This is a genomic window from Armatimonadota bacterium, from assembly GCA_031459855.1.
GTDB lineage: Bacteria > Sysuimicrobiota > Sysuimicrobiia > Sysuimicrobiales > Humicultoraceae > Fervidifonticultor > Fervidifonticultor primus.
The window spans coordinates 2,527,583-2,552,050 of the sequence record JAVKHP010000001.1; the positions used below are offsets into that span (position 1 = coordinate 2,527,583).

Here is a 24,468-nt window from a genome sequence, read left to right on the forward strand (position 1 = left end):
GTGGCTGTGCCCACCCGGGCGTTCGGGGCGCTGCTGACGCCGGCGCAGGCGCGGGCGCGCTACCTGGCGGCGCTGGACGTGCCGGCACCCACGACGGAGACACTGCCGGTGCACGCCGCGCTGGGCCGGGTGCTGGCCGTCGACGTGGTGGCCGACGTCGACCTGCCGCCGTTCGACCGGTCCGCCGTCGACGGGTGGGCGGTGCGCGCGGCCGACGTGGCCAGCGCCACACCCGGGCGCCCCGTGCGCCTCCGGCACGTGGGGGAGGTGGTCATGGGCGCGGTGGAGGCGCCACGCGTGGAGGCGGGCGCGGCCGTCCGCGTGCCCACCGGTGGAGTGCTGCCCGCAGGCGCCGACGCGGTCGTCATGCAGGAGGACGTCGCGTTCCGGCCGCCGGAGGTCTGGGTAAGACGAGCGGTCCAGTCTGGCGCCAACGTGGTGGCGCGGGGGGTGGACGTGCGCGCGGGCGAGGTGGTGCTGGCCCGCGGTCGGCGCCTGCGGCCCGCCGACCTCGGCATCCTGGCCGGCCTGGGGTACGCGACGGTGCCGGTGGCGACGCGGCCGCACGTGGCGATCGTGGCCACCGGCGACGAGGTCGTGCCGCCCGAGGCGCCGCTGCGCCCCGGGCTGGTGCGCGACATGAACAGCGCGGCGCTGGCCGGCGCGGTGGAGGCGGCCGGTGGTCAGGCGCACCTGGTGGGCATCGTGCGCGACGACCGGGCGCTGCTGGAGGCCACGCTGCGGGAGGCCGTGGGGAGGCACGCGATGGTCCTGGTGTCGGGCGGGTCGTCGGTCGGCGAACGCGACACCGTGGCCGATGCCATCGGCGCGTTGGGACCGCCCGGGATCGTCGTGCACGGGGTGGCGATCCGCCCGGGCAAGCCGACGATCCTGGCGGCGGTGGGTCGGGTGCCCGTGCTGGGGCTGCCAGGCAATCCGGTCTCGGCGCTCGTGACGTTCGACCTCTTCGCCCGGCCGGTGCTGGAGCGGCTGCTGGGTGCAGATCCCGCGGCGCGGCCATGGGACCGCGTGCGGGCGCGCCTGGCGGACGCGCTGCCGACGGCCGGCGCGCGGGAGGATCACCGACGCGTGCGTCTGGAGGCGCGGCCAGATGGCATCTGGGCGCATCCGCTGCCCGCGGGGTCGCAGGTCCTCACGTCGCTGGCGCGGGCAGACGGCATCGTGGTGGTGCCGCCCGACGGGGCGGGATACGCCGTAGGGGACGAGGTGGAGGTGCGGCTGGTATGACGCCACGCCGGCGGTCCGGCAGCCGAGACGGCCGGCACGGCGCCGACGGCCGGACGCCGGCGCAGGCGCGCCTCACCCACGTCGATGCCGCAGGCCGCAGCCGCATGGTCGACGTCTCCGCCAAGCCCGCCACGCTGCGCCATGCGACGGCGCGCGGCGAGGTGCGCATGCGGCCTGCCACGTTGGCCCTCCTGCGGGCCAACCGCCTGGCCAAGGGCGACGTGTTGAGCGTCGCCCAGATCGCCGGCGTGCTGGCCGCCAAGCGCACGGCGGAGTTGATCCCGCTGTGCCACCCGCTGCCGCTCACCGACGTCCATGTCCACCTGACCCCGCAGGCGGCGCCGGCCCGCGTGGCGATCGAGGCCACGGTTCGCACGGTCGCGCCCACCGGTGTCGAGATGGAGGCGTTGACGGCTGTGGCCGTGGCCGCGCTCACGGTGTACGACATGTGCAAGGCCGCCGACCGTGGCATGACGATCGGGCGCATCCGCCTGGTCCACAAGGCCGGCGGGCGCAGCGGCGAGTACCGGCGTCCTGGTGAGCCGCCGGTGCGCACGACGCCATGATCAGCCTGGAAGGCCGGCGGGTGGCGGTACTCACCGCCAGCGACACCGTCGCCCGCGGGGCGGGAGCCGATACCAGCGGCGACGTGGTGGCAGCGCGCCTCACCGCGGCCGGCGCCGAGATCGTCGCGCGGGACGTCGTGGCCGACGATCGCCGGGCGATCGCCGACCGTCTGCGCCGCTACGCCGACGACCTCGGGGTCGCGCTCGTCCTCACCACCGGCGGCAGCGGCTTGGCGCCCACCGACGTCACCCCCGAGGCCACGCTCGACGTGATCGAGCGGCTGGTGCCCGGTCTGCCCGAGGCGGCGCGTCAGCGCACCGCCGCGGCCGCACCCCTGGCCGTCCTCTCGCGCGGCGTCGCGGGCATCAGGAAGCGCACGCTGATCGTGAACCTGCCGGGCAGCCCTCGGGCCGTGCGCGAGTGGCTGGACGTGCTGCTGCCGGTGCTCCCCCACGCGTTGGCGGTGCTGCAGGGCGAGCCGATGCCCTGGGGGCAAGAACACCGTCCCGAAGGACGGTGAGCCACCCCGGTCCCCCCGCGCGCGAGCGGCGTGCGCCGCAGCGACATGCGTTGCAGGATCACGTGACCGCGCCAGCAACCACGGACGGTGCCCCGCCGGGCGAGTGGACGCGGCGCTGGGGGGCGTTGCTGCTGGCCACCGCGGCGCTGGGCACAGCTGGCCTGGGCCTGCCGTCGCTGGCAGGCGACGACGAGTTCTACGGCGCCATCGCCCGCCACGCCGTGGCGACCGGCGAGTGGATTACGCTCGCCCACCCCGAGCACCCGGGCTGGCTGGTCGACAAGCCCCCGCTCACCTTCTGGCTGATGGCCATCTCGCTGCGGGTGGGGGGTGACCATCCGGGGGTGCTCCGCGCCTGGCACGTGGCGCTGGCGCTGGCGACCGTGGTGGCCACCTGGCGGCTCGGGGCGCGGGCTCTCGGCCGTGAAGGCGGACTGCTGGCGGCCCTGCTGCTGGCCACCAGCGGACAGTTCTTCTATGTTGCGCTCGATCCGGCACAGGACGTGCCGCTGACCTTCTTCCTCACGGCAGCGATGGCGGCCTACGTCGACTATCGGGCAACGGGCCACACCCGCGCGACGGTGCTGGCTGGCCTGGCCGTGGCGCTGGCGGTGCTCACCAAGGGCATCGTCGCCCTCGCCGTCGTCGGCCTGGTCGTGGCCGCGGACCTGGCACTGCCCCCACGCCGCGGCGTCTGGCGCTGGCGGGACGCAGCCATCGGTGCGGCGGTCTTCCTCGTGGTGGCCGCCCCGTGGTTCGTCGCGGGCGCCCTGCGCCAGGGGCGGCCGTTCGTGGACACGTTCTTCCTGTGGGGCACCCTGGGCGTGGGCCGGTTCTTCCAGGGCGTCACCCCGAAGCTGCCCTACTGGCAGGCGCTGGTCGTCTTCGTGCCCACCCTGATGGTGGGCGTCCTGCCGTGGACGGGGTTGCTGCCGGGTGCAGCGACCGAAGGGTGGCGCGCCGTGCGGGACGGCGTCCCGGTGCTGCGCGTCTGCGGCCTGTGGGCCGGGGTGTACTTCCTGTTGCTGTCGGTCTCGCCTGGCGACAAGATGATGCACCACCTGTTGCCGCTCTACCCGGCGGCGATGGTCCTGGCCGCGCGCGTCGTCCTGACCGCCGACGGGCACCCGGCGCGCCTGCGCCTGCCGGCAGGCGTGGCGCTGGCGGCGGTGGTCCCGGCTGCGGCCGGCGTGGCCATCATGCTGGCGCGCTATCCAGAGGTCAGCCGGACGGTGCTGCCCGCGGCCGCGCCGTTCGTGGTGGCACTGCTGGTGGCGTTGCTGGCGTTCGCAGGCGCCGCCCGGCGCGGCCGCGCGCGTGTGGCGGTGGCGGCCGCTGCGGCGCTGATGGTGGTGGCACACGCGTCCGCCGAGGCCTTCGTGCTGCGCCGCTGGGACGCGCTACACCGCACCGGGCAGACGGTCCGCCGGGCCGGAAGTGTGCTATCCGCTGCGCCGACGCGCGACGTTCCCGGTGCCGATCGCCGCGTCGGGCGCAAGGTTGACGCTCCTGGAGCGGCGCCAATATAATGGCTTCCGGGTTTGACGAACTGCACACTGGCGAGGATCGGGAGCAGTAGGTCGGGAGCCTGCCTGCGAGCGAGCCGGTGGAGGGTGCGAACCGGTGGCGGGGCCGGCCGAACTCGCCCGGGAGCTGCGGGTGCGCGGGCGTCGGGTGACGCCTCAGGGCCCGCCGCCTCGCCCACGAGACGGGCGGCAGAGCGGACGGACGCACGGGGCAGTAGCTCAGCGGGAGAGCGCCCGCTTGGCGTGCGGGAGGTCGAGGGTTCAATTCCCTCCTGCTCCACCACGAAGGCCGCGTCCGTCAACCGGGGTGGTACCGCGGAGGCCGCCTTCGCCCTTGGGGGAAGGCGGCGCACTGTTTTTTCCAGGGGGCGAGCGCCATGCAACCATCGAGCCGGATCTGGTTTGACGGCAGGCTGGTGCCATGGGACCAGGCCACGGTGCACGTCGCGGCCCATGTGATCCAGTACGGGTCCAGTGTCTTCGAGGGCATCCGCTGTTACGAGACGGCGACCGGCCCCGCCGTCTTCTGCCTGTACCCCCACCTGCGGCGTCTGGCGGACTCGTGCAAGATCTTCCGGATGGCGCTGCCCTACAGCACCGACGACCTGGCCCGGGCCGTGCTGGAGACCGTGGGGGCCAACGGCCACCGGTCGTGCTACATCCGGCCCGTGGTGTTCCGGGGTGTGGAGTCGTGGAGCGTCGAGCCGCGCCGGTCGCCGCTGCACGTCGCCATCATCACCATCGAGTGGGGCCGCTACCTGGGGCCCGAGGCGATCGAGCAGGGCGTCGACGTCATGGTGAGCTCCTGGCGGCGGATGGCGCCCGACACGCATCCCGGCATGGGCAAGATCGGCGGGAACTACGTCAACTCGGCGTTCGTCGTGATGGAGGCCGTGGACAACGGCTACGCGGAGGGCATCGCCCTGGACGTGCACGGGTACGTCAGCGAGGGGAGCGGCGAGAACGTCTTCGTGGTGCGCGACGGCGTGATCTACACGCCGCCGCTCGCCGCCTCCATCCTGGGGGGCGTGACGCGTACGGTGGTGATGACCCTGTGCCGCGACCTCGGGATCGACGTCCGCGAGACCGCGATCCCCCGCGAGCTGCTCTACGTGGCCGACGAGGTCTTCTTCACGGGCACCGCCGCCGAGATCACCCCGGTGCGCTCGGTGGACAAGGTGCCCATCGGTACCGGCACGCGGGGGCCCATCACCCGTCGGCTGCAGGAGGAGTTCTTCGGCATCGTGGAGGGGAGGACGCCCGATCGGCACGGCTGGCTGACGCCGGTGCCCGTGTTGAGCCGACCGTGACGGGACAGGGGGGCCCGACCATGCGCTACGATCACCGGACCGTGGAGGCCAAGTGGCAGGCGCGGTGGGAAGCCGACCGGCTCTACCACGCGCCCGACTTCGACCCGCGGCCCAAGTTCTACTTCCTGACCATGTACCCGTACCCGTCGGGCGACGGGCTGCACATCGGCCACTGGTACGCCATGGCGCCCACCGACGCGGCCGCGCGCTACAAGCGCATGCGCGGGTACAACGTCATGCTCCCCATGGGGTTCGACGCCTTCGGGCTGCCGGCGGAGAACGCGGCCATCAGCCGGGGCGTGCACCCGTACCGGTGGACGATGGAGAACATCGCCCGCATGCGCCGGCAGCTGCGCTCCATGGGCGCCATGTGGGACTGGGATCGCGAGGTCATCACCTGCCAGCCCGAGTACTACCGGTGGAACCAGTGGTTCTTCCTGAAGATGTACGAGCGCGGGCTGGCCTACCGGGCGCTGGCGCCCGTGGACTGGTGCCCACAGGACAACACCACGCTGGCCCGCGAGCAGGTGGTGGGGGAGGAGCGCGTCTGCGAACGGTGCGGCACCCCGGTGGTCAAGAAGAACCTCGAGCAGTGGTTCCTCAAGATCACCGCCTACGCCGAGGAGCTGCTGGACTTCTCGAAGATCCAGTGGCCCGAGCGGGTCGTCACGCTGCAGCGGAACTGGATCGGGCGCAGCGAGGGGGTCGAGTTCGCCATTCCGGTCCGCGACCACCCCGGGGTGACGTTCAGGGTGTTCACGACCCGTCCCGACACGGTCTTTGGCATGACGTTCTGCGTGCTGGCACCCGAGCACCCGCTGGTCGACCGGCTGGTCACGCCGGAGCGGCGGGCGGAGGTGGAGGCCTACAAGTTCAAGGCCGCCCGCGAGTCGGACATCGAGCGCCTGTCCACCGAAAAGGAGCGCGACGGGGTCTTCATCGGCGCCTACGCCATCAACCCCATGAACGGTGCGGCGGTGCCCATCTACATCGCCGACTACGTGCTGCTGACCTACGGCACGGGCGCCATCATGGGCGTGCCCGCCCACGACGAGCGCGACTTCGACTTCGCCCGGAAGTATGGTCTGCCGATCCCGGTGGTGGTGGCGCCGCCGGGCTGGGACGGGCAACCGCTCGCCGCGGCCTACCTGGGCGAGGGCACCATGGTCAACTCCGGCGAGTTCGACGGGCTGCCGTCGCCGGTGGCGTGGCAGCGCATCGCCGACGCCATGGTGGCTCGCGGCATCGGCGAGCGGAAGGTCCACTACCGGCTGCACGACTGGCTGATCAGCCGGCAGCGCTACTTCGGGACGCCCATTCCCATCATTTACTGTGGGCGCTGCGGCACCGTGCCGGTGCCCTACGAGGACCTGCCGGTGGTGCTGCCCGAGGACGCCGAGTTTCGCCCCACCGGCGAGTCGCCCCTGAAGTACCACGAGGGGTTTCGGCGCACGACCTGCCCGCGGTGCGGGAGCGAGGCCGAGCGCGAGACCGATACCATGGACACGTTTGTCGACTCGTCGTGGTACCAGTATCGCTACGTGAGCCCCCACTACGACCAGGGGCCGTTCGACCCCGAGGTGGGGCGTTACTGGCTGCCCGTGGACCAGTACACCGGCGGGGTCGAGCACGCGGTCATGCACCTGCTGTACACGCGGTTCTGGACCAAGGTCATGCGCGACCTGGGCCTGGTGTCGTTCGACGAGCCCATGCTGCGCCTGTTCAACCAGGGGATCATCCTGGGCCCCGACGGCCAGCGCATGAGCAAGTCGCGCGGCAACGTCGTCAACCCCGACGAGCTGGTGGCCGCGCACGGCGCTGACGTGGTCCGGGCGTACCTGATGTTCATCGGCCCATGGGACGAGGGCGGCCCCTGGGATCCTCAGGGCATCGGGGGCATCGTCCGCTTCCTGGGACGCGTCTGGACCCTGGTGACCCAGACGGCCGGCCGGGCCACCCAGGGGGATGGCGACGGGCGCGCCGCCCGCGAGCTCGAGCACTGGGTCCACCGCACGGTCGCGCGGGTCACGGCGGACCTGGAGGAGTTCCGGTTCAACACCGCGCTGGCGGCGCTCATGGAGCTCACCAACACGCTCCAGCGTCTGCGCGAGGCGCTGGCGGGTACCCCGACGTGGCGTGACGCCGTGCGGGCCCTGGTGCTGATGCTGGCGCCGTTCTGCCCCCACATGGCCGAGGAACTCTGGGTGGAGCACCTCCACGAGCCCTACAGCGTGCACACCCAGGCCTGGCCGACCTACGATCCGGCGAAGGCCGCCGCCGAGGAGCTGACGCTGGTCCTGCAGGTGGACGGCCGGGTGCGCGACCGCATCCAGGTGCCGGCCGGGATCAGCGACGAGGAAGCGCGGGCGCGGGCCCTGGCGAGCCCGCGGGTCCGTCGATTCATCGACGGGCGGGAGGTCGCCACCGTCATCGTGGTGCCCGGGCGGCTGGTGAACATCGTCACGCGGTAGCCCGGCCCCGGGAAGTCGCCGCAACGGGGGTCGCGCGCGCGGCGCGATGCGCGCGACGTGGCGTGCCCCGGATTGGTCCACCCGCGTCGGCCAGGGAGATGTGCGCCGTGACCCGTACGCCACGGACTGCCCCGCCGATCGTTCCAGGTGGGGGCGAGGGTCATCTCCCGCACCGAGCAGATCGCCCTGATGGCGCTCGTGTGCGCCGCGGCCCTGCTGATCGCCGTGGCGGGCCGGACTGCGCGTGCGCCCGCACCGGTCGTCATCACGACACCCCGGGCGCCCCAGCCGATCCGCGTCCACGTCACCGGCGAGGTCGTCTGGCCGGGCGTCTACGTGCTGCCGGCCGGCGCGCGGGTGCAGGATGCGCTGGCGGCCGCGCGCGGCCCGACGCTGGCCGCGGATCTCACCCAGGTCAACCTGGCCGCGGTGCTCCGCGACGAGGACCGGGTGGTGGTGCCGCGCCGTCCGCCGGCGCACGCGCTGGTGCCGGAGTCGCCGGTCCGTGCGCCGGGTGACCTCCACGGGCGCGGGCACCGGCCGACCGGTGGCGGGGCCGCAGGGCGCGCCGGGCCGCCGGCAGGGGTCGCGCGCAAGCCGGTGAACGTGAACACGGCCGCCGCCGACGAGTTGGAGCGGCTGCCCGGGGTCGGGCCCGTGCTGGCCCGGCGCATCGTGCAGGACCGCGCCGCCCGCGGACCGTTCCGGCGCGTCGAAGACCTGGAACGGGTGCGGGGCATCGGGCCCGGGCTGGTTCGGCGCCTGCGGCCGCTGGTGCGGCTTGAGTGACGGAACCGGAGCCGCCCCGTCTCCGTACGAAGGGCGTGGGGGCGCGGGCGCAGGTGGGACGTGACCGACACACCGCAGCATGCCCGATCGGCGGACACCCCCGACGACGTGGCGCACCTGGAGGCGCTGGTGGCGCGGTACGGGGCGCACGTGTATGCGATCGCCTACCGGCTGGCTGGCAATGAGGCCGACGCGCGGGACCTCGCCCAGGAAGCCTTCCTGCGGGCCTGGCGGGCACTGCGCACGATCCAGCCGGGCGCTGCGCTGGAAGGCTGGTTCTACCGGATCGTCAGGAACCTGTACATCGACCTGGTGCGGCGCCGGCCGCGGCAGCGCGTCGAGTCGCTCGACGTCCCCCTCGACACCGCCGAGGGGCCCATGGCCCGCGAGCGGCCTGACCCGACAGCAGACGTCGAGCACGCGGTGGCCGCCCGGACGGTCGACCGGCGCGTGCAGGCGGCGCTGCTCGCGCTGCCGCCCGACCTGCGTGCAGTGGTGGTGCTCGCCGATGTCGAGGGCTATGGCTACGAGGAGATCGCCGCCATGCTCGACGTGCCGCTGGGCACGGTCAAGTCGCGGTTGCACCGCGCCCGGCGCGCCCTGCGCGACCGGCTGGCGCCCTACCGTGCGGAGTTGATGCAGCCATGATCGCCCATCACGCCATCCGTCGGCAGCTCGGCGCCTACCTCGACGAGGAACTGCGTCCCGAGGAGGCAGCGGAGGTACGAGCGCACCTGGCGGCGTGTGCCGCGTGCGCCGCCGACCTGGAGGAGCTGCGGGCCACCCGCGCGCTGCTCCGCCAGCTTCCGCCGCCGCCGGTGCCTGAAGGGTTCCTCGACGAGCTGCGCGCGCGGCTGCGTGCCGAGGGCACCGGACGGCGGACGTGGTGGCCACCGGTCCTGGTGGCGCGTCCGGCGGTGCTGGTGGCGGCGGTGGTGGCCGTGCTGATCCTGGTGGGCCTGCCCGTGGCCCGTGGTCGGCTCGAGCGGCTGCGGGCCGCCGAGGTAGGGCCCGATCTGTTCGTCCGCCAGTACGTGTCCACCGCCGTGACCGACCCCCTGGTCGACCGCGCGTTTCTGGGGCTGCTGGTCACCGACGCCAACCTCCGGCTCATCGGCGAGGACCCGCGGGCGGTCGGAGGATCACGGTGAGGGCGCGCGGCCTCGCATGGCTTCCGTGCAGGCGGTGCGGCCGGACCGGCGGCCGTGCAATGCTTCTGTGGTGCGCTGTGGCCGTCTGCCTGGCAGCGACGCTGGTGGCCGGGCGCGCGAGCGGGCAGTCGGATCCCCAGGGCCTGCTGGGCGGCGTCTCGCTCGACCAGTTCTTGCGACACGCCGCCCTGGCCCCGCAGTTCGTCGACTACGAGGGCACCAAGGTGGTCTCGGTGCTGCGGGGCGCCACGATGGAGACGGTGACGGTCAGCGAGGCCCACAAGCGCCCCAACCGCACCCGCCTGGAGTTCCTCTCACCCGAAGCCGTGGCCGGCCGCCTGGTCGTCGACGACGGGTTGCAGACGTGGCAGTACGAGCCGCGCCTGCACGTGGTGATCCAGGGGCCCTCGCTCGCCCCACCGGTGGAGACGCCGCCGCCGCGGCTGCTCGACCGGTACGAGGCCTCGGTGCTCGCCCTCGAGGAGGTCGTCGGCCGGCTGGCCGTCCACGTGCGGCTGCGGCCCAGGGGCGCAGGCGGCGAACGGCGCCTGTGGATCGACCGCTACACCGGGGTCGTGCTGCGCAGCGAGGACCGCGACCCGCGCGACGGCGTGGTCGCCACCAGCTACTTCACGCGGATCAGCTACGGCCTGAACTTCCCTTCCGCGATGTTCCTGCCGCGCATCCCGGCGGGCGCGCGAGTGCTCTCGCCGGTGGAGACCATCGGGCCGCTGATGTCGCCGGATGCACTGCAACGGCAGCTCGGCTACGCGGTGCAGGCACGGGCAGTCCTGCCGGGCGGCTTTCGGTTGCAGGGCGGCGAGATCGCGGTCGCCGGCGTGCTGCGCGTCGCGCACCTGCACTACCACGACGGTATCCGCGCCCTGGGGCTGTTCGTCGTGCCCGCACGGCGCATGGGGCCACCGGGCGCCGAGACCCCGGTCCCCACGCTGGGTGCCACGGCCGGGGTGATCACCCGGGGCGTCCTACATATGGTGCAGTGGGAAGCAGGCGGGATGCGCTACGCGCTGGTCGGGCCGCTCCCCGTGGCCGACCTGGTGGCGCTGGCGCGGGCCGTGGCGCCGCCGCGGTAGGGTGCACGCGCACCGACAGGGGCACGGGGCAGCAGCAGCGAATCGCCGCGTGTGACCCTCCGCGAGTTCCAGGAACAGATCGACCGCACCTACGGCATCCGCGACCGCGCGCGCGGCCTCGATGGCACCTTTCGCTGGCTGGTCGAGGAAGTGGGCGAACTGGCCAGGGCGCTGCGCGAGGGCGATCCCGATCGGCTCCAGGAGGAGGTCGGGGACGTGCTGGCCTGGACCGTCAGCGTGGCGTCGCTGTGCGGCGTCGACGTGGCCCTGGCTGCGGCGCGCTACGCAGCGGGTTGCCCCAAGTGCGCCCGGACCCCCTGCGCCTGTGGCGCGTGACGGCCAGCTCCGGCACGGTCGGGCGTGCCGGGCGCGCACCGAACGGGAGGGCCTGCGCCTGCGGCGGATGACCGCCAGCCCCGGCAGCCGGCTGTGCAGGGGCCTCATCGGGCGAAGGCCAGGATCATCTCCCGCACGAGCCACGCCGCCAGCATGGCCGTGCGGCCCCCAGGGTCATAGGGCGGGCTGACCTCGACGAGGTCGCAGCCGACGACGCGTCCCTGCCGCAGCACACTTACCAGCGTCACGAGGTCGTCGACGGCCAGCCCCAGCGGTTCCGGATTGCCGGTGCCGGGCGCATGCGCCGGGTCGAGCCCGTCGATGTCCACCGACAGGTAGAGCGGGCGGTCGGCCAGCGCGGCCCACGCCGGGTGCGGCAGGCGGCCGGTGGGCGCGACGGCCAGCAACCCGTCGGCACGGGCCCATTCCTCCCGCGTGCCCGACCGCGCACCGACCACGACGATGCGACGGCCGTCCATGCGGTCGAGGATGCGCGCGAGCGTCGTGGCGTGCGACCAGCGGGCGCCCGCGTAGTCGTCCCGCAGGTCCAGGTGCGCGTCGACCACCACCAGCCCCAGATCGGCGTGGCGGTCGAGCAGCGCGGTGACCGCGCCCACGGTGACGGTATGCTCGCCGCCCAGCAGCACTGGCAGGCCCTCGGCTGCCGCCACCGCGTCCCGCACGCGCTGGACCGCCTGCGCGGCGTCGACGCCGGCCAGGTCGAGGTCGCCAGCGTCGGCCAGCCGGATCTCCTGGAGGTCGCGCTGCTGCGTGGGGCTGTACGACTCCAGCCCGTCCGACGCCCAGCGGATGGCCGCGGGTGCCCACCGGGCACCGGCCCGGTGGGTCGCCGTCGCATCGAACGGAGCACCCAGGATGGTCGCCTGCGGCGCGGGCACGGCCCGCGCGGCAAGAAAGGGCATCGTCAGGCGCCGGCCGCACCGCCGGCCTCCCCGTCCGCAGACGGCGGAGCCAGGAAGGGCGGGAACGTGAACAGGTGGCGGTGCGCTGCCGGCGTGTAGTACCGCGTGGTGATGCCCGCCAGGCGCTGCGCGATCTCGGCCGCGTCCACGGCCAGCGGGTCGCGCGCCTGAGAGCCGATGGTGAACGTCCACAGCACGCCGGGGTAGGTCGGCACCGTGCCCAGGTAGGGACGCACCCAGCGGAAGTGCGACGCCATCCCCCGGGCGACTGTGGCCATCACGTCGCGCTGGTACAGCGGGGAGCCGCTCTGGACCGCCAGCACGCCTTCGGGCCCCAGCCGGGCGGCGAGCTGTCCGTAGAACGCCTCGCTGAAGAGCCCCACCGCGGGCCCCACAGGGTCGGTCGAATCGACCAGCGCCACGTCGAACTGCTCCGACGTCTGCCGCACGAACGCCAGACCGTCGTCGATCACCAGGCGCGCGCGGGGATCGTCGAACGCGTCGCCCGGGATCTCGGGGAGGTACTGCCGGGTGACCTCCACCACGGCACGGTCGATCTCGACCATGGTCACCTGCTCCACGGGGTGCCGCAGGGCTTCCCGCAGCAGCCCGCCGTCGCCCCCGCCGATGATCAGCACGCGGCGCGGCCGGGGATGGGTGCACAGCGGCACGTGGGCGAGCAGCTCGTGGTAGATGAAGTCGTCGCGCTCGGTGGTCTGCACGGCGTCGTCGAGGATGAGCATGCGGCCGAAGGCCGCGTTGCGGATCACGCGGATGCGCTGGTAGGCCGAGCGGCCGTCGTAGAGCAGGTCGTCCACCCGGTACGCGTGGGCGAAGCCCTCACCCCCGGAATCGAAGATCCACGCCCTGGCGTCGCGGGCCATGGCGCTCACTCCGGCCAGAACAGCGCGGCGGCCACCACGCACCCGGTGCGTTGGACCGTGTGCTCCTTCACGGCCACCTCGACGCGCGCGAGGCGCAGGCCGCGCATCGCCACCGCTTCCTCGACCATGCGCCGGACGATGCTTTCGGCGTTCTCACCGGTGCCGGTGTGGGAGTGCTCCATGATGACGCCGTAGCCGTCGTCGGCGATGCCCACACCGACCGCCGCCGCGATACGCTCGCCCGGTGTGTGGCGCACGATCCGGGCGTAGACGGCCGGCATCAGCACCCCGGGCTGGTAGGGGCGCAGCGGGACGATCTGCGCGCCCAGGGGAAAGATGCTCGTGACGCGCACGAAGTTCAGGTTGGCGATACCGGCGTCCAGCAACGCCCGGTCGAAGGCGTTGAGGTCCGTCGAGCCCTCGCCGGCGCCGGCGACCAGCGAGACGGCCTTCGGCAGGTGCCACATCGCATACCCTCCAGGGTCGGTGGACGCGCCGGCGCAGGGCGCCGGCAACAAGGCGCTATAGTTTCGATTCGCACCGGCGCGTTCCTGCCCCGCGTCGGTGCGGCCCGCGCCTGTCGTGGCCCGCTCGGCCGCAGCGTGGCCCGGGACCAGAGGCCGTGCTGCCTGCGCGCCATCGGCGCACGTTGTGGGAGTGGCCGTGGCGGGCGCGCTGGTCGTGCTGCCTGCGCGCGGTCGGCGCGCGCAGACCGCGGTGGCGGGAGGAACAAGGAAGACCGCGTCTTGGGCGGCGAACTTCCCGGGGTGCTCGCGCGCATGCGGTGGGCCCGCCCTCTTGCCGTAGCGTACATGGCCGGGTTGCTGGTGACCTCGCTGCTCCCGGGGCCGTCCATTCGTGCGGTGTCGGATCTGACGCAGCACGCCCTGGCCTACGCCGGCTTGACCGGCGTGCTCTGGTGGGCGGCGCCGGCGTCGAGCTGGCGCTGGGCCGTGGCGCCTGCGGCGTGGGGATACGGCGTCGCGCTCGAGCTGGTACAGCGTACGGTGCCGTACCGCACCGCGGACGTGCGGGACGTGGTGGCCAACGGGGTTGGGGTGCTCGCGGCCACGCTGCTCGCGCTCGCCCTTTCGTCCCGGCGGCTCGGGACGTCCCGGCGGTGATCCGGCAAGCGCCCCGGGCAAGAGCGACGGTCTCCTCCCCGGCGAGGCCGGTTGCGGCTGAGGGTGGCGCGCGCCGTCCGGTGGCGGCGGCGAACGCTCGCTCCCCGGCGCGATGGCCGCCGGCGATTCCGGCCCCACGCCCCGCACGGGCTGGTGTCCTCGGCGTGGCCGTGCTCGCGGTTCTGCTGGTCGGCGCGCCCGGCGTCGTGGCGACCCGTGCGGCGCCTTCCCCTGCTGCCGCACCCGAACTCGGCCTGGTCGCGGGGCGGTCGGCGACCGGGTTCGCCGAGGCGCGGGCCGCGGGCCTGCGGGCTGTCAGCCTGTTGGCCGACTGGAGCCTGATCGAAGCGCGCCGTGGCCAGCCGGTCTGGGACGAGCTGGACCGGGCGGTCGCGGCAGCGGCCCAGGAGGGACTGGCGCCGGTGGTGGTGCTGGCGCACACACCCCGATGGGCCAGCCTGGCCACCGGGGTCGACCTGACCCGTCCCGAGGTCTTCGCACGGCAGCCGCCGCGCGACGTGCGCGACTGGGACCGCTTCGTAGGGTGGGCGGTGGCCCGCTACCGTGGCCGTGTGCGCGACTGGCAGATCTGGACCCACCTGGGGCTGCCCGCGTTCCGCGGCACCGGCAGCGAGTACCTCGCGCTGCTCCAGACCGCATCGGCGCGGATTCGCGCTCTCGACCCGCAGGCGCGGGTGATCGCGACCTCCCCGGCCGGCGTCGACCTGGGGTTCGCCGTCCGGCTGGCCGAGACCGCGCCGGCGGCATTCGATGCGATCGTCGTGCCCGCCACGGGCATGTCGCCCGAGGCCCTGCTGCGGCCGCTTGGGGTGCTGGGCGCCCGCCTGCGCGAGCGCGGCAGACACCTCTGGCTCCAGTGGGCTCCCGATGCGACCGCGGACGCGCCGCGGGCCGCCGGCGAGTGGCTGAAGATGCTGCTGGTGGCCGATGCGACCGGCGTGCAGCGGCTGGTGGCGGCAGAGCCCGAGCGCAGCATCGGGGCGGTGCGGCAGGCCGTGACGCGGCTCGGCGCCAGGCGCGTCACCGGGTACCTCCTGCGTGACCCCGAGGTCTTCGTGGCGGCAGCGGAGTCGCCCGAGGACGGCATCCTGGCGGCCTGGGCGCGCGGTGAACGCACCCTCGAGCTGCCGGCCGCGCCCGGCATCCAGGGGGTGCCCCTCGATGGCCGCGCCGGGGCCCTCGAGGTCCGTGACGGCCGTGTGCTCGCCCACCTCCGCGAGATCCCCCTGGTGCTCACGGGCGTCCCCGCCGGCCTGCTCGAAGAAGCCCGGGCGACCGCGGCGCGCAGGCCCTGGCTGCCACTGCCCGCCCGCGACTACAGCGGCAGCCGAGAGGTCCAGGCACGCCTTGGGAACCCCGGAGAGGAACACGGCCTCTACAACGCGGCCTACCGGCACCGCCCCAACGGCGCCGTCGAGGTGATCGACCTGGACGGCACCACCGCCGTGCGCACGGCCGTGGGCCGCGGCGTGGTCTACGTCTACTTCGACGTGGACGACACGTTCCTGTACTTCGCTGAGGGCCGGGTGCCGCTGGAGGTGCACGTGGAGGTCTGGGGGGCGCGCGCCTCACAGCAGCTGGGCTTCAACCTGCTCTACGACGCGGCCGGCGGCTACCGCTTCACGCCATGGGTCTGGGTCGAGCCCGGCGAGGGCTGGCGCACCTACACGATCCGGCTGCCCGACGCCAGCTTCGCCAACACCTGGGGCTACGACTTCGCCATTAACGCTGCGGGCAACCGCGTCGAGGACCTCACCGTGCGCACGGTCCGGGTCCGGAAGGTGGCACCCTGAGCGCGCCCCGTGCCGGCCGGAACGCCGGAGCCGCCCGCGTGGAGCGTTCGGGCCGCGATCGGCACCGAGCGCCCTGGGAAGAACCAGGAGACCGCGGAACCCGCCGGCAGGGAGCGGTCAGGGAGCCGCCGAAGCCCACGGGCAACGTGCAGGGCCTCGACTCCGGAGGGAGGGATGGTCCGGTGAGCAGGCAGCTCCGTAGCCTCGCAGTGGCCCTCGGCGTCCTCGTGGCCGCCGCCGTCGTTCCCGCAGTGGCACAGCAGCCACCGCCCCTGCCGGCCAGCATCAAGGTGGGCGCGCTCTTCGACCTCACGGGGCCCACGTCGGACGTGGGCGTGGACTACTCCAAGGGCGTGCTCGACCACGTCCGGTACATCAACGAGGTCATGGGCGGCATCCGGGGCAAGGTGAAGATCGACCTGGTCTGGGCCGACTACGCCTACCGCATCCCCGAGAGCCTGAACCTGTACCGGAAGTACCGCGACGTCGACCGGGTCCAGGCCATCATCGGTTGGGGCACCAACGACACCGAAGCCCTCAAGGAGCAGATCGCGGCCGACCAGATCCCGTTCATCTCCGCGTCGTACTCCTCGCACCTGAACGACCCGTCCAAGACGCCCTACAACTTCTACCCGGTGTCGTCGTACTCCGATCAGCTCCGGGCCGTGCTGAAGTTCGCTGCCGAGCTGGCCAAGAAAGAGGGCAAGGCGCGGCCCAAGTTCGTCTTCGCCTACCCCGACCACCCCTACGGCCGGGCGCCCATCCCGGCGGGCAAGGACTACGCCAGGGAACTGGGGTTCGAGGTCGGCCCCGACCAGTTCGTGCCGCTGACGGCCCTGGAGGCCCGCTCCCAGGTGGCGGCCATCAGGGCGTTCGGGGCGGACTTCGCCTGGTTCGGCGGCACGACCAACTCGGCGTCGGTCACCATCCGCGACGCGAAGCAGGCGGGCCTGACCACCCGCTGGTTCGTGAACGTGTGGGGGTTCGACGAGAACATGATCAAGCTCATCGGTGCGGCGGCGGAGGGGGCGTACGGCAGCACGCCGCACGCGTACTTCGGTGAGCCGGTGCCGGGCATGAAGACGATCTTCGACGCCTACCGGCGGTTCCAGGGCAAGGAGGTGCCCCAGTTCCAGTGGGGGACGACCCAGACGCCCTACATCGCCTCGTACATCCGCGGCTGGCTCAACGTCTACCTGCTGCGCCGCGGCCTGGAACAGATCGTCGACGGCTGGTCGTCCTACGGCCGGCTGGGAGGCTTCGCCGGCGTGAACGTGCGCTCCGCGCTGGAGCTGTTGAAGAACTGGGACCCCGAGGGGCTCGCGCCGCCCATCACGCTGGCGCGGGACGACCACCGGCCGTCCACCACAACCCGCATCATGCAGGTCCGCAACGGCCGCATCGTCGTGGTGGAGCAGGTCACGGTGGAACGGCGCAAGGACTGGCTGGGGTACTGAGGGCCCGATCCTGCGCGGTGCTCGCGACTGCACCCCGCAGGGCGTCTGGCGGGGCGGGGGGCGCTGCCGTCCCGGGGTGGGCACGGTGCTCCGCCCCGGGACGGCCACGCGTGGGGATCGTGCTGTCGCCAACCCACACCGAGGTCGTCTCCTGCCGGCAGGGTGTGAACGACCCTGACGGCCCCGGGCGACCATGCTGGTGCTGAACAACGTCGAGGTCGTCTTCTGGGGCACGATCCTGGTGCTGAAGGGGATCTCGCTGCGCGTCGAGCCCGGCAGCATCACCGCGGTCATCGGCGCCAACGGCGCGGGCAAGACCACCACCCTCAAGGCGATCTCCGGGCTGGTGCGCCTGGAGCGGGGCGAGGTCACCCGGGGCACCATCGAGGTCGACGGACAGCGTATCGAGAACTGGCTGCCCGAGGACGTGGCGCGGCTGGGCATCGTCATGGTGCGCGAGGGCCGGCGGCTGTTCGAGGAACTGACAGCCGAGGAGAACCTGCTGGTCGGGGCCGCCGTGCGGCGCGACGGCCGGCGCGAGCTCCTCGACCTGGTCTACACCTACTTCCCGCGCCTGCGGGAGCGCCGGCGGGTGCGGGCCGGCTACCTCTCCGGCGGCGAGCAGCAGATGCTGGCCATCGGGTGCGCGCTCATGGCCCGGCCGCGCCTGCTGCTGCTGGACGAGCCCAGCCTGGGGCTGGCCCCGATCGTGGCCCACGAGATCTTCGAGCTCGTCCAGCGGCTGAACCGGGACGAGCGCATCACGATCCTGCTGGTCGAGCAGAACGCCCGCATGGCGCTGCAGCTGGCCTCCTACGGTTACGTGATGGAGAACGGCAAGATCGTCCTGGACGGACCGGCCGACCGGCTGCGGGAGGACGCCGACGTCAAGGAGTTCTACCTGGGCATGAGCAAGGCGGGCCGCCGTCTGTTCACGGAGGTGAAGAGCTACAAGCGCCGCAAGCGCTGGCTGGCCTGACCCGCGGCCGGCGCGGCGCCGGTGCACGGTTCGCAGAGCCGGGCGCGCATCGCTGAGGCGGGCTGTGGGCAGCGGCCCTGCGGACGCCAGGTGTGCCTCAGTGCGGGAAGGGCCAGAGGTCCAGGTAGCGCTTGAGCTTGCGAAACAGCGTCGCCAGGCCCCCGGGTTCCCAGATCAGCAGCGCGATCAGCAGCGTCCCGAAGACGATCTCGCGCAGCGGGGTGGCGGCCTTGCCCAGGCCGGGCAGGGCGGCCACCAGCAGGGGGGTGGCGAAGCGCAGGCCCTGGTTGAGCAGCGTGACGAACGCCGCGCCCAGGTGCGGCCCCCACACGCTGGTCAGGCCACCGAGCACGATGATGGCGATGTAGTCGATGGACAGCCCGATGCCGAAGTGCTCGGCGCCGATGACGCGGTTGTAGTGGGCGAACAGGCTGCCGCTGATGCCCGCGAAGCACGCCGCCAGCGCGAACGCCAGCGTCTTGTAGTAGAGCAGGGGCACGCCCAGCACCTGGGCGGCGTAGTCCCGGTCGCGCACGGCCATCAGGGCCAGGCCGATGCGTCCGCGCACCAGGTTGGCAGCGAACACCCCGCTGGCCAGCCACAGGGGCAGCAACAGGTACAGGTAGAAGTCGGCCTCCTGCTGGAAGACGCGGCCCCCGATGCGGGCCGGGGGCACGACGTTCCCGGCCATGCCGCCCGCGGTGTGGATGATCACGTACTCGGTGATGAACTGGAACGCCATGGTGGCGATGGCGAGGTAGAGGCCCTTGATGCGCAGCGACGGCAACCCCACCACGGCGCCCACCACGAACGCCACCAGGCCCGCCAGCGGCAGCGCCGCCACGAAGGGCCACTGCAGGCGCGTGGTCACGTACCACGACGTGTACGCGCCCACCGCCATGAAGGCGGCGTGCCCCAACGAGATCTGTCCGGCGAAGCCCGTGAGCAGAGCCAGACCGACGGCGCCGATGGCGAAGATGCCGATGGTGTTCAGCAGGAACAGGTACCGGCCGGCCCACACCGGCGCCGCGGCCAGGACCACCAGCAGCGCCAGGAACCCCACCCGGTACAGCCGGGTGTCCAGCAGCGCCATGTCCGCCGCGTAGTGGGTCTTGAAGTCGCCGGCGGGCCGCACGCTCACAGCCGCTCGATGTGCTCCGTGCCGAAGAGGCCGTAGGGTCTGACCAGGAGCACCAGCAGGATGACCAGGAAGGGCGTGATGTCCTTGAAGCCCTGGAGCGGAATGCCGAAGAGGACCACGTTGGCGTCGATGTAGCCCCCGACGACCGTCTCCAGCACGCCGATGATGAACCCGCCCAGGATCGCCCCGGGGATGCTGTCGAGCCCGCCCAGGATCACGGCGGCCAGGGCCTTCAGGCCCACGTGGGCCAGGGCGAAGTTCACGCCCAGCCACAGGCCGATGAGGATGCCGCCCACCGACCCGGCGATGGCCGCGAACGCCCAGGCGTAGGCGAACACGCGCTTCAGGCTGACCCCCAGCGTCGACGCGGTGAGCTGTTCGTTGGCCGCGGCCCGCATGGCGATGCCCCACAGGGAGTACCGGAAGAACAGCGAGAACACCACCAGCAGCGCCACGGCCACCCCCGCGCTCCAGACGCCGACGCGGGGAATGGGGATGCTGCCCAGCCGCACCACGTCGGCGGGAATGACCGGCGGGAACTGTCGGGTGTCGCCACCCCACAGGCCCACCATGACGCCCCGGATGATGTAGCCCAGCGCCAGGGTCACGATGATGACCGAGAGCAGGGGCTGGCCGAACAGCGGCCGCATCACCCCGCGCTCGACCACGAACCCCAGGGCGGCGGCGGCGGCCAGCGTCGCCGCCACGCCCAGCCCGAAGGCCGCCAGCACCGGCAGGTCCAGGGCCCGGGTCAGGGCGATGGCCAGGTAGCCGCCGAACAGGACCAGTTCGCCGTGGGCCAGGTTCAGGATCTTCGTGGACTTGTACAGGAGGGCGAACCCCAGCGCGATCAGGGCGTAGATGGACCCCACCGCCAGGCCGACCACGAGGCCGTCGAGGACGAACGCCAGGGTCACGGCGCGGGGGCGGGCGCGACGGTGACGATGCGCATCACCGGGTGCAGCTCGGCGGTCCGCCCGTCCTCGTAGCGGATCGTCACCACCGCCTGGTAGCGCTCGGCGCCGGCGTAGATGGCCGCGATCAGGTCGGCGTAGCGCTGGTTGATGTGGGCGCGCCGCAGCTTGCGCGTCCGCGTCAGCTCGTCGTCGTCGGGGTGGAACTCCTTGTACAGCGAGACGAACCGGGCGATGCGCCAGGCGGGCTGCAGCCGGCTGTTGGTCTCCTGCACCAGGCGCTGCAGCAGCGCCAGCACCTCCGGGCGCTGCGACAGGTCGGCGTAGGAGGTGTAGGCGATCCCCCGGTCCTCGGCCCACTTGCCCACGTTGCGCAGGTCGATGTTGAGGATGGCCGCCAGCGCGGGCTGGCCGTCGCCGATCACGCACGCCTCCTGGATGAAGGGCGTGAACTTCAGCATGTCCTCGATGACCCGGGGGGCCACGCGGGTGCCGTCGGCCAGCTGGATCACGTCGCCCATGCGGTCGAAGAGGATGACGTCGCCGCTGGGGTCCAGGGTCCCGTAGTCGCCGGTGTAGAGCCAGCCGTCGCGCAGCGCCCGGGCGGTGGCCTCGGGGTTCCGGTAGTACCCGAGGAAGACCGAGGGGCTGCGCTCGAGGATCTCGCCGTCGTCGGAGATGCGGACCTCGGTGTGCGCGATCGGGGCACCCATGGTCCAGAAGCGCACCTGGCCGTCGCGGTGCACGCACGAGATCCCGGCGATCTCCGTCTGGCCGTAGATCTGCTTGAGGTTCAGGCCCAGTGCCCGGAAGAACTTGTGGTAGTCCGGCCCCAGGGAGGCGCCGCCGTTCCAGGCCACCCGCATGCGCACCATGCCCATCTTGTCGAGGATGGGCCGGTAGACCGTCCAGTACCACAGCAGCCGCAGCGCCCGCAGCCACCAGGGCACCGGTCGGCCCTCGGCCTCCAGCTCGACGGCCCGGATGCCGTGGCGCATGGCGGTCTCGTAGATCCAGCGGCGCACCGGGCCGGCGTCCAGGATGCGCACCGTGGCGGCCGAGTGCAGCCCTTCGTAGATGCGGGCGGGCGCGAAGGTGAAGTGGGGGCCGATCTCGCGGAAGTCGCGCTGGGCCGTCTCGGGTTCCTCGGGGAAGTTGACCGTGAAGCCCACCCACTGGTGCAGGCTGTAGGCGATCATCTGCTCGCCGATCCACGCAAACGGCAGGTACGAGACGAACTCGTCGCCCGGGCCGATGTGGGGTTCGACCGCGTGGAAGTTCTCGGCCTGGGCCAGCAGGTTGCGGTGCGACAGCATTGCGAGCTTGGGCATGGCCGTCGTGCCCGACGTCTGGCAGAGGATAGCGACGTCGTCGGGCTGCGTCTGGGCCACCAGGGCGGCGAACCGCTCGGGACTCCGCGCATGCACCTCGCGGCCCAGCGCCATCAGGTCGGCGAAAGCCAGCAGCTTCGGGTGCCGGTAGCGCCACATGCCCCGCCAGTCCTCGACGACGATGCGCTCCACGGTGGGCAGGCGCTCCTCCACCGCCAGGATCTTGTCGGTCTGCTCCTGGTCCTCGCAGAAGACGAACCGGGCGCCGGCGAACGCGATGAGCTCGGCCAGCTGCTCGGCCAGGCTGTCCTGGTACATGCCGCAGGAGATGGCTCCCAGCGTCTGGGCGCCCATGGCCATGTAGAACAGCTCGGGTCGGTTGTCGCCGATCAGCACCAGCACGTCGCCCCGCCGCAGTCCCAGGGCCTCCAGGCCCAGGGCGCACGCCCGCGCGCAGTCCAGGTACTGCGCCCACGTGATCTCGCGCCAGATGCCGAACTCCTTCTCGCGGAAGGCCACGCGGTCGCCGAACCGGGCGGCGTTGTAGACCAGGCGCCGCGGGAACGTGTCGGGCGCCCGGGCCACGTCCACAGCCGCCGCGGGGCGGGGGCGCTCGAGCACTGCCTCGGCGGTCATGCGACCCGGTGCTCCTCCCCGAGGTAGGCCCGGATGACCTCGGGATCGCGCTGGATCTCCTGTGGGGGCCCTTCGGCGATCTTCCGACCGTAGTCCATGGCGAGCACCCGGTCGCACAGGTCCATCACGACGCCCATGTCGTGCTCGATGAGGATCATGGGCAGGCCCCGGACCTCCCGCAGCTCCAGGAGGTAGCGCGCCATGTCGGCCTTCTCGTCGGCGCTCATGCCCGCCATGGGCTCGTCCAGCAGCAGCAGGCGAGGCTCCATGGCCAGGGCCCGGCCCAGTTCCACCTTCTTCTGCACGCCGTAGGGCAGCTCGGCCACGCGGTGCCCCCGGTGCTCTTCCAGCTCCAGGAAGTCGATGATCTCCTCGACACGCGCCCGATGCGCCAGGAGCTCTCGCTCGGCGGGTCCCCAGTAGACCCCCGAAGCCAGCACGCCCGCGCGCATGTGGAGCAGACGTCCCGAGAGGATGTTGGCCAGCACAGTCATGCCCGGGTAGAGCGCGATGTTCTGGAACGTGCGGCCCAACCCCAGGGCCGCCCGCTGGTGGGGTGGCAGCCGGGTGATGTCACGGCCAAACAAGGTGATGCGGCCTTCCTGGGGGTGGTAGAACCCGCTGATGGAGTTGAGGACGCTGGTCTTGCCCGCGCCGTTGGGCCCGATGATCCCCAGCAGCTCACCGGCCCGGACCGAGAACGACAGCCCGTGGACCGCGACGACGCCCGCGAACCGGAGCGTCAGCCGCTCGACGGTCAGCACCGTGTCCGCGAGGGGGACCGGCGGGTCCACGGTCCTACAAATTAGGGCTGCCGGAAGGCCATTCCTGCCGGGCAGGAGACGGTCGACGCGCGGGGGAAGACCAGCGCATACCGCACCGGGAGGGCACCATGGACGACCTGTGGGACCCCGCAGAGGCCTGGCCGGCGGCGACCCGACGGCGGTGGCAGGACCAGCGGCTGCGCGACGTCGTGGGCGCTGCCCTGCCCCATGCCCCGGCCCTCGGCGAGGCGCTCGCCGCAGCTGGCGTCGAGGTCGCCGACCTCTCGCTGGACGCCCTGCCTGCCCTCCCTGTGCTGCGCAAGGACGACCTGCCCGCGCTCCAGCGGCAGCGTCCGCCGTTTGGTGGCTGGGTGGGCGTACCTCTGGCGACCCTGGGACGCATCTACCGGTCGCCGGGGCCGATCCTGGACCCTGAGGGCGCCGAGCGCGACTACTGGCGCTTTGCGCCGGCGCTCTTTGCGGCGGGGTTTCGGGCTGGCGACGTGGTGCTGAACACCCTGGCCTACCACATGACGCCCGCCGGGCTGATGCTCGACGGGGCGTTGCGCGTGCTGGGCTGTCCGGTGATCCCCGCGGGTCCCGGCAACACCGAGGCACAGGTGGCCCTGCTGGCCGACGTGGGCGCCACCGGCTACGTCGGCACCCCCAGTTTCCTGGCGACGCTGCTGGATGCGGCCGCGGCGGCCGGGCGCGGCGTCCGCCTGCGGCGCGCGTTCGTGATCGCCGAGATGCTCCCCGAGAGCCTGCGCCGACGGCTGCACACAGCCCACGGCGTGGAGGTCAGCCAGGGCTACGGTACCGCCGACGTGGGGTCCATCGCCTACGAGTGCTCACGCCACGACGGCATGCACGTCTGGCACGAGCTGATCGTGGAGCTCCTGGATCCGCAGACACGCGCGCCGGTGCCGCCCGGCGTGCCCGGGGAAGTGGTGGTGACGGCGCTGAACCCCGTCTACCCGCTGCTGCGGCTCGCCACCGGCGACCTGGCCGTGATGGCCGAGGGATCGTGCCCCTGCGGCCGCACCGCCCCGCGCATCGCGCGGATCCTGGGCCGCGTGGGCGACGCGGTGAAGGTCCGCGGCATGTTCGTGCACCCCGCAGAGGTAGCCCGGGTGATGGCCCGCTTTCCGGAAGTCGTGCGCTACCAGGTGGTGGTCTCACGGGTGGGCCACCAGGACGTGATGCGCGTGCGCGTCGAGCCGCGCCCCGATGCCGGCGTCCACGGGCTCGAGGACCGGCTGCGGCAGGCGATCGCGGAGGCGGTGCGGCTGCGGTGTGAGATCGACCTGCTCCCGCCCGGGACGCTGCCGGCGGAGGCCCGGCCGATCGTGGACGAGCGCCGCTGGGAGTGATCGACACACGGCGCCATCGCGTCTGGTTCGCGTTGACACCCCCAGGTGCCCGTGTTAGATTGGCACCGATCTTGCAGGCAGGTCGGTGCGCGCGATGTCGACTGCGTCGGATGCGG

23 protein-coding genes and 1 tRNA gene are annotated in these 24,468 nt (G+C 72.8%); 17 read left to right on the forward strand and 7 right to left on the reverse strand.

Annotated features, from left to right (window positions below):
• From QN157_11565 to QN157_11620, 12 genes are all read left to right on the forward strand, one after another.
• On the forward strand, positions 1 to 1,248 hold the full coding sequence (locus tag QN157_11565) for a molybdopterin molybdotransferase MoeA (GenBank protein MDR7556230.1): 1,248 nt from the start codon (positions 1 to 3) through the stop codon (positions 1,246 to 1,248).
• Positions 1,245 to 1,814 carry a cyclic pyranopterin monophosphate synthase MoaC gene (moaC, locus tag QN157_11570; GenBank protein MDR7556231.1) on the forward strand — a complete coding sequence of 190 codons (570 nt, stop codon included), beginning with the start codon at positions 1,245 to 1,247 and terminating at the stop codon, positions 1,812 to 1,814. The genes QN157_11565 and moaC overlap by 4 nt, the downstream gene beginning before the upstream one ends.
• The gene (locus tag QN157_11575) at positions 1,811 to 2,335 is read left to right on the forward strand and encodes a MogA/MoaB family molybdenum cofactor biosynthesis protein (GenBank protein MDR7556232.1); all 525 of its coding nucleotides are present in this window, start codon (positions 1,811 to 1,813) and stop codon (positions 2,333 to 2,335) included. Before moaC ends, QN157_11575 begins: the two co-directional genes overlap by 4 nt.
• 62 nt (positions 2,336 to 2,397) lie before the next feature.
• On the forward strand, positions 2,398 to 3,864 hold the full coding sequence (locus QN157_11580) for a glycosyltransferase family 39 protein (protein ID MDR7556233.1): 1,467 nt from the start codon (positions 2,398 to 2,400) through the stop codon (positions 3,862 to 3,864).
• A gap of 205 nt (positions 3,865 to 4,069) precedes the next feature.
• Positions 4,070 to 4,144, forward strand: a tRNA-Ala gene (locus QN157_11585).
• A 94-nt stretch (positions 4,145 to 4,238) separates the two neighbouring features.
• Complete coding sequence (locus QN157_11590; protein MDR7556234.1) at positions 4,239 to 5,171, forward strand: branched-chain amino acid transaminase; 933 nt, start codon at positions 4,239 to 4,241, stop codon at positions 5,169 to 5,171.
• 20 nt (positions 5,172 to 5,191) lie between these two features.
• Positions 5,192 to 7,642 carry a leucine--tRNA ligase gene (gene leuS / locus QN157_11595; GenBank protein ID MDR7556235.1) on the forward strand — a complete coding sequence of 817 codons (2,451 nt, stop codon included), beginning with the start codon at positions 5,192 to 5,194 and terminating at the stop codon, positions 7,640 to 7,642.
• Positions 7,643 to 7,789: 147 nt separating this feature from the next.
• On the forward strand, positions 7,790 to 8,431 hold the full coding sequence (locus QN157_11600; protein MDR7556236.1) for a ComEA family DNA-binding protein: 642 nt from the start codon (positions 7,790 to 7,792) through the stop codon (positions 8,429 to 8,431).
• 60 nt (positions 8,432 to 8,491) lie between these two features.
• A complete protein-coding gene (locus tag QN157_11605; protein MDR7556237.1) occupies positions 8,492 to 9,079 on the forward strand; it encodes a sigma-70 family RNA polymerase sigma factor in 588 nt (195 codons plus the stop codon).
• Entirely contained in the window at positions 9,076 to 9,582 is a 507-nt protein-coding gene (locus QN157_11610) for a zf-HC2 domain-containing protein (protein ID MDR7556238.1), read from the forward strand. Before QN157_11605 ends, QN157_11610 begins: the two co-directional genes overlap by 4 nt.
• A gap of 59 nt (positions 9,583 to 9,641) precedes the next feature.
• Positions 9,642 to 10,676 carry a sigma-E factor regulatory protein RseB domain-containing protein gene (locus QN157_11615; GenBank protein MDR7556239.1) on the forward strand — a complete coding sequence of 345 codons (1,035 nt, stop codon included), beginning with the start codon at positions 9,642 to 9,644 and terminating at the stop codon, positions 10,674 to 10,676.
• A 51-nt stretch (positions 10,677 to 10,727) separates the two neighbouring features.
• Positions 10,728 to 11,012, forward strand: a complete 285-nt coding sequence (locus tag QN157_11620) for a MazG nucleotide pyrophosphohydrolase domain-containing protein (protein ID MDR7556240.1) — start codon at positions 10,728 to 10,730, stop codon at positions 11,010 to 11,012.
• A 104-nt stretch (positions 11,013 to 11,116) separates the two neighbouring features.
• Here QN157_11620 and speB read toward each other — a convergent pair whose 3' ends face one another.
• Genes speB through QN157_11635 form a run of 3 tightly spaced genes read right to left on the reverse strand, consistent with a single transcriptional unit; the run spans position 11,117 to position 13,286 of the window.
• A complete protein-coding gene (gene speB, locus QN157_11625) occupies positions 11,117 to 11,935 on the reverse strand; it encodes an agmatinase (protein ID MDR7556241.1) in 819 nt (272 codons plus the stop codon).
• Positions 11,936 to 11,937: 2 nt separating this feature from the next.
• Positions 11,938 to 12,819, reverse strand: coding sequence for a polyamine aminopropyltransferase (gene speE / locus QN157_11630; GenBank protein ID MDR7556242.1), 882 nt, complete (start codon positions 12,817 to 12,819; stop codon positions 11,938 to 11,940).
• A 5-nt stretch (positions 12,820 to 12,824) separates the two neighbouring features.
• Entirely contained in the window at positions 12,825 to 13,286 is a 462-nt protein-coding gene (locus tag QN157_11635) for an arginine decarboxylase, pyruvoyl-dependent (GenBank protein MDR7556243.1), read from the reverse strand.
• 279 nt (positions 13,287 to 13,565) lie between these two features.
• On the opposite strand from QN157_11635, the gene QN157_11640 reads away from it, so the two are divergent.
• The 4 genes from QN157_11640 to QN157_11655 all read left to right on the forward strand — a co-directional run bounded on the left by QN157_11640 (position 13,566) and on the right by QN157_11655 (position 18,193).
• On the forward strand, positions 13,566 to 13,943 hold the full coding sequence (locus QN157_11640) for a VanZ family protein (GenBank protein MDR7556244.1): 378 nt from the start codon (positions 13,566 to 13,568) through the stop codon (positions 13,941 to 13,943).
• A 164-nt stretch (positions 13,944 to 14,107) separates the two neighbouring features.
• The gene (locus QN157_11645) at positions 14,108 to 15,757 is read left to right on the forward strand and encodes a hypothetical protein (protein MDR7556245.1); all 1,650 of its coding nucleotides are present in this window, start codon (positions 14,108 to 14,110) and stop codon (positions 15,755 to 15,757) included.
• A gap of 182 nt (positions 15,758 to 15,939) precedes the next feature.
• Positions 15,940 to 17,214, forward strand: coding sequence for an ABC transporter substrate-binding protein (locus tag QN157_11650; GenBank protein MDR7556246.1), 1,275 nt, complete (start codon positions 15,940 to 15,942; stop codon positions 17,212 to 17,214).
• 193 nt (positions 17,215 to 17,407) lie between these two features.
• The gene (locus QN157_11655) at positions 17,408 to 18,193 is read left to right on the forward strand and encodes an ABC transporter ATP-binding protein (protein MDR7556247.1); all 786 of its coding nucleotides are present in this window, start codon (positions 17,408 to 17,410) and stop codon (positions 18,191 to 18,193) included.
• Between the two features lie 97 nt (positions 18,194 to 18,290).
• Here the strand turns inward: QN157_11655 and QN157_11660 are convergent, their stop codons facing one another.
• Genes QN157_11660 through QN157_11675 form a run of 4 tightly spaced genes read right to left on the reverse strand, consistent with a single transcriptional unit; the run spans position 18,291 to position 23,009 of the window.
• Complete coding sequence (locus QN157_11660; GenBank protein MDR7556248.1) at positions 18,291 to 19,334, reverse strand: branched-chain amino acid ABC transporter permease; 1,044 nt, start codon at positions 19,332 to 19,334, stop codon at positions 18,291 to 18,293.
• On the reverse strand, positions 19,331 to 20,251 hold the full coding sequence (locus tag QN157_11665; GenBank protein MDR7556249.1) for a branched-chain amino acid ABC transporter permease: 921 nt from the start codon (positions 20,249 to 20,251) through the stop codon (positions 19,331 to 19,333). The genes QN157_11660 and QN157_11665 overlap by 4 nt, the downstream gene beginning before the upstream one ends.
• Positions 20,248 to 22,215: an AMP-binding protein gene (locus tag QN157_11670; protein MDR7556250.1), complete on the reverse strand. Its 1,968-nt coding sequence runs from the start codon at positions 22,213 to 22,215 to the stop codon at positions 20,248 to 20,250. The genes QN157_11665 and QN157_11670 overlap by 4 nt, the downstream gene beginning before the upstream one ends.
• Positions 22,212 to 23,009 (reverse strand): ABC transporter ATP-binding protein, encoded by a 798-nt coding sequence (locus tag QN157_11675; protein MDR7556251.1) that lies wholly within the window; start codon positions 23,007 to 23,009, stop codon positions 22,212 to 22,214. Before QN157_11675 ends, QN157_11670 begins: the two co-directional genes overlap by 4 nt.
• A gap of 98 nt (positions 23,010 to 23,107) precedes the next feature.
• Between QN157_11675 and QN157_11680 the strand changes: the two genes are divergently transcribed.
• Positions 23,108 to 24,352, forward strand: coding sequence for an AMP-binding protein (locus tag QN157_11680; GenBank protein ID MDR7556252.1), 1,245 nt, complete (start codon positions 23,108 to 23,110; stop codon positions 24,350 to 24,352).
• Positions 24,353 to 24,468 lie beyond the last annotated feature (116 nt).

Coding starts and splice junctions, on each gene's coding strand:
- moaC (MDR7556231.1), top strand. CDS start 1,245: ATGACGCCACGCCGGCGGTCCGGCAGCCGAGACGGCCGGCACGGCGCC.
- QN157_11575 (MDR7556232.1), top strand. CDS start 1,811: ATGATCAGCCTGGAAGGCCGGCGGGTGGCGGTACTCACCGCCAGCGAC.
- QN157_11590 (MDR7556234.1), top strand. CDS start 4,239: ATGCAACCATCGAGCCGGATCTGGTTTGACGGCAGGCTGGTGCCATGG.
- leuS (MDR7556235.1), top strand. CDS start 5,192: ATGCGCTACGATCACCGGACCGTGGAGGCCAAGTGGCAGGCGCGGTGG.
- QN157_11610 (MDR7556238.1), top strand. CDS start 9,076: ATGATCGCCCATCACGCCATCCGTCGGCAGCTCGGCGCCTACCTCGAC.
- QN157_11615 (MDR7556239.1), top strand. CDS start 9,642: ATGCTTCTGTGGTGCGCTGTGGCCGTCTGCCTGGCAGCGACGCTGGTG.
- speB (MDR7556241.1), bottom strand. CDS start 11,935: ATGCCCTTTCTTGCCGCGCGGGCCGTGCCCGCGCCGCAGGCGACCATC.
- speE (MDR7556242.1), bottom strand. CDS start 12,819: ATGGCCCGCGACGCCAGGGCGTGGATCTTCGATTCCGGGGGTGAGGGC.
- QN157_11635 (MDR7556243.1), bottom strand. CDS start 13,286: ATGTGGCACCTGCCGAAGGCCGTCTCGCTGGTCGCCGGCGCCGGCGAG.
- QN157_11655 (MDR7556247.1), top strand. CDS start 17,408: ATGCTGGTGCTGAACAACGTCGAGGTCGTCTTCTGGGGCACGATCCTG.
- QN157_11670 (MDR7556250.1), bottom strand. CDS start 22,215: ATGACCGCCGAGGCAGTGCTCGAGCGCCCCCGCCCCGCGGCGGCTGTG.
- QN157_11680 (MDR7556252.1), top strand. CDS start 23,108: ATGGACGACCTGTGGGACCCCGCAGAGGCCTGGCCGGCGGCGACCCGA.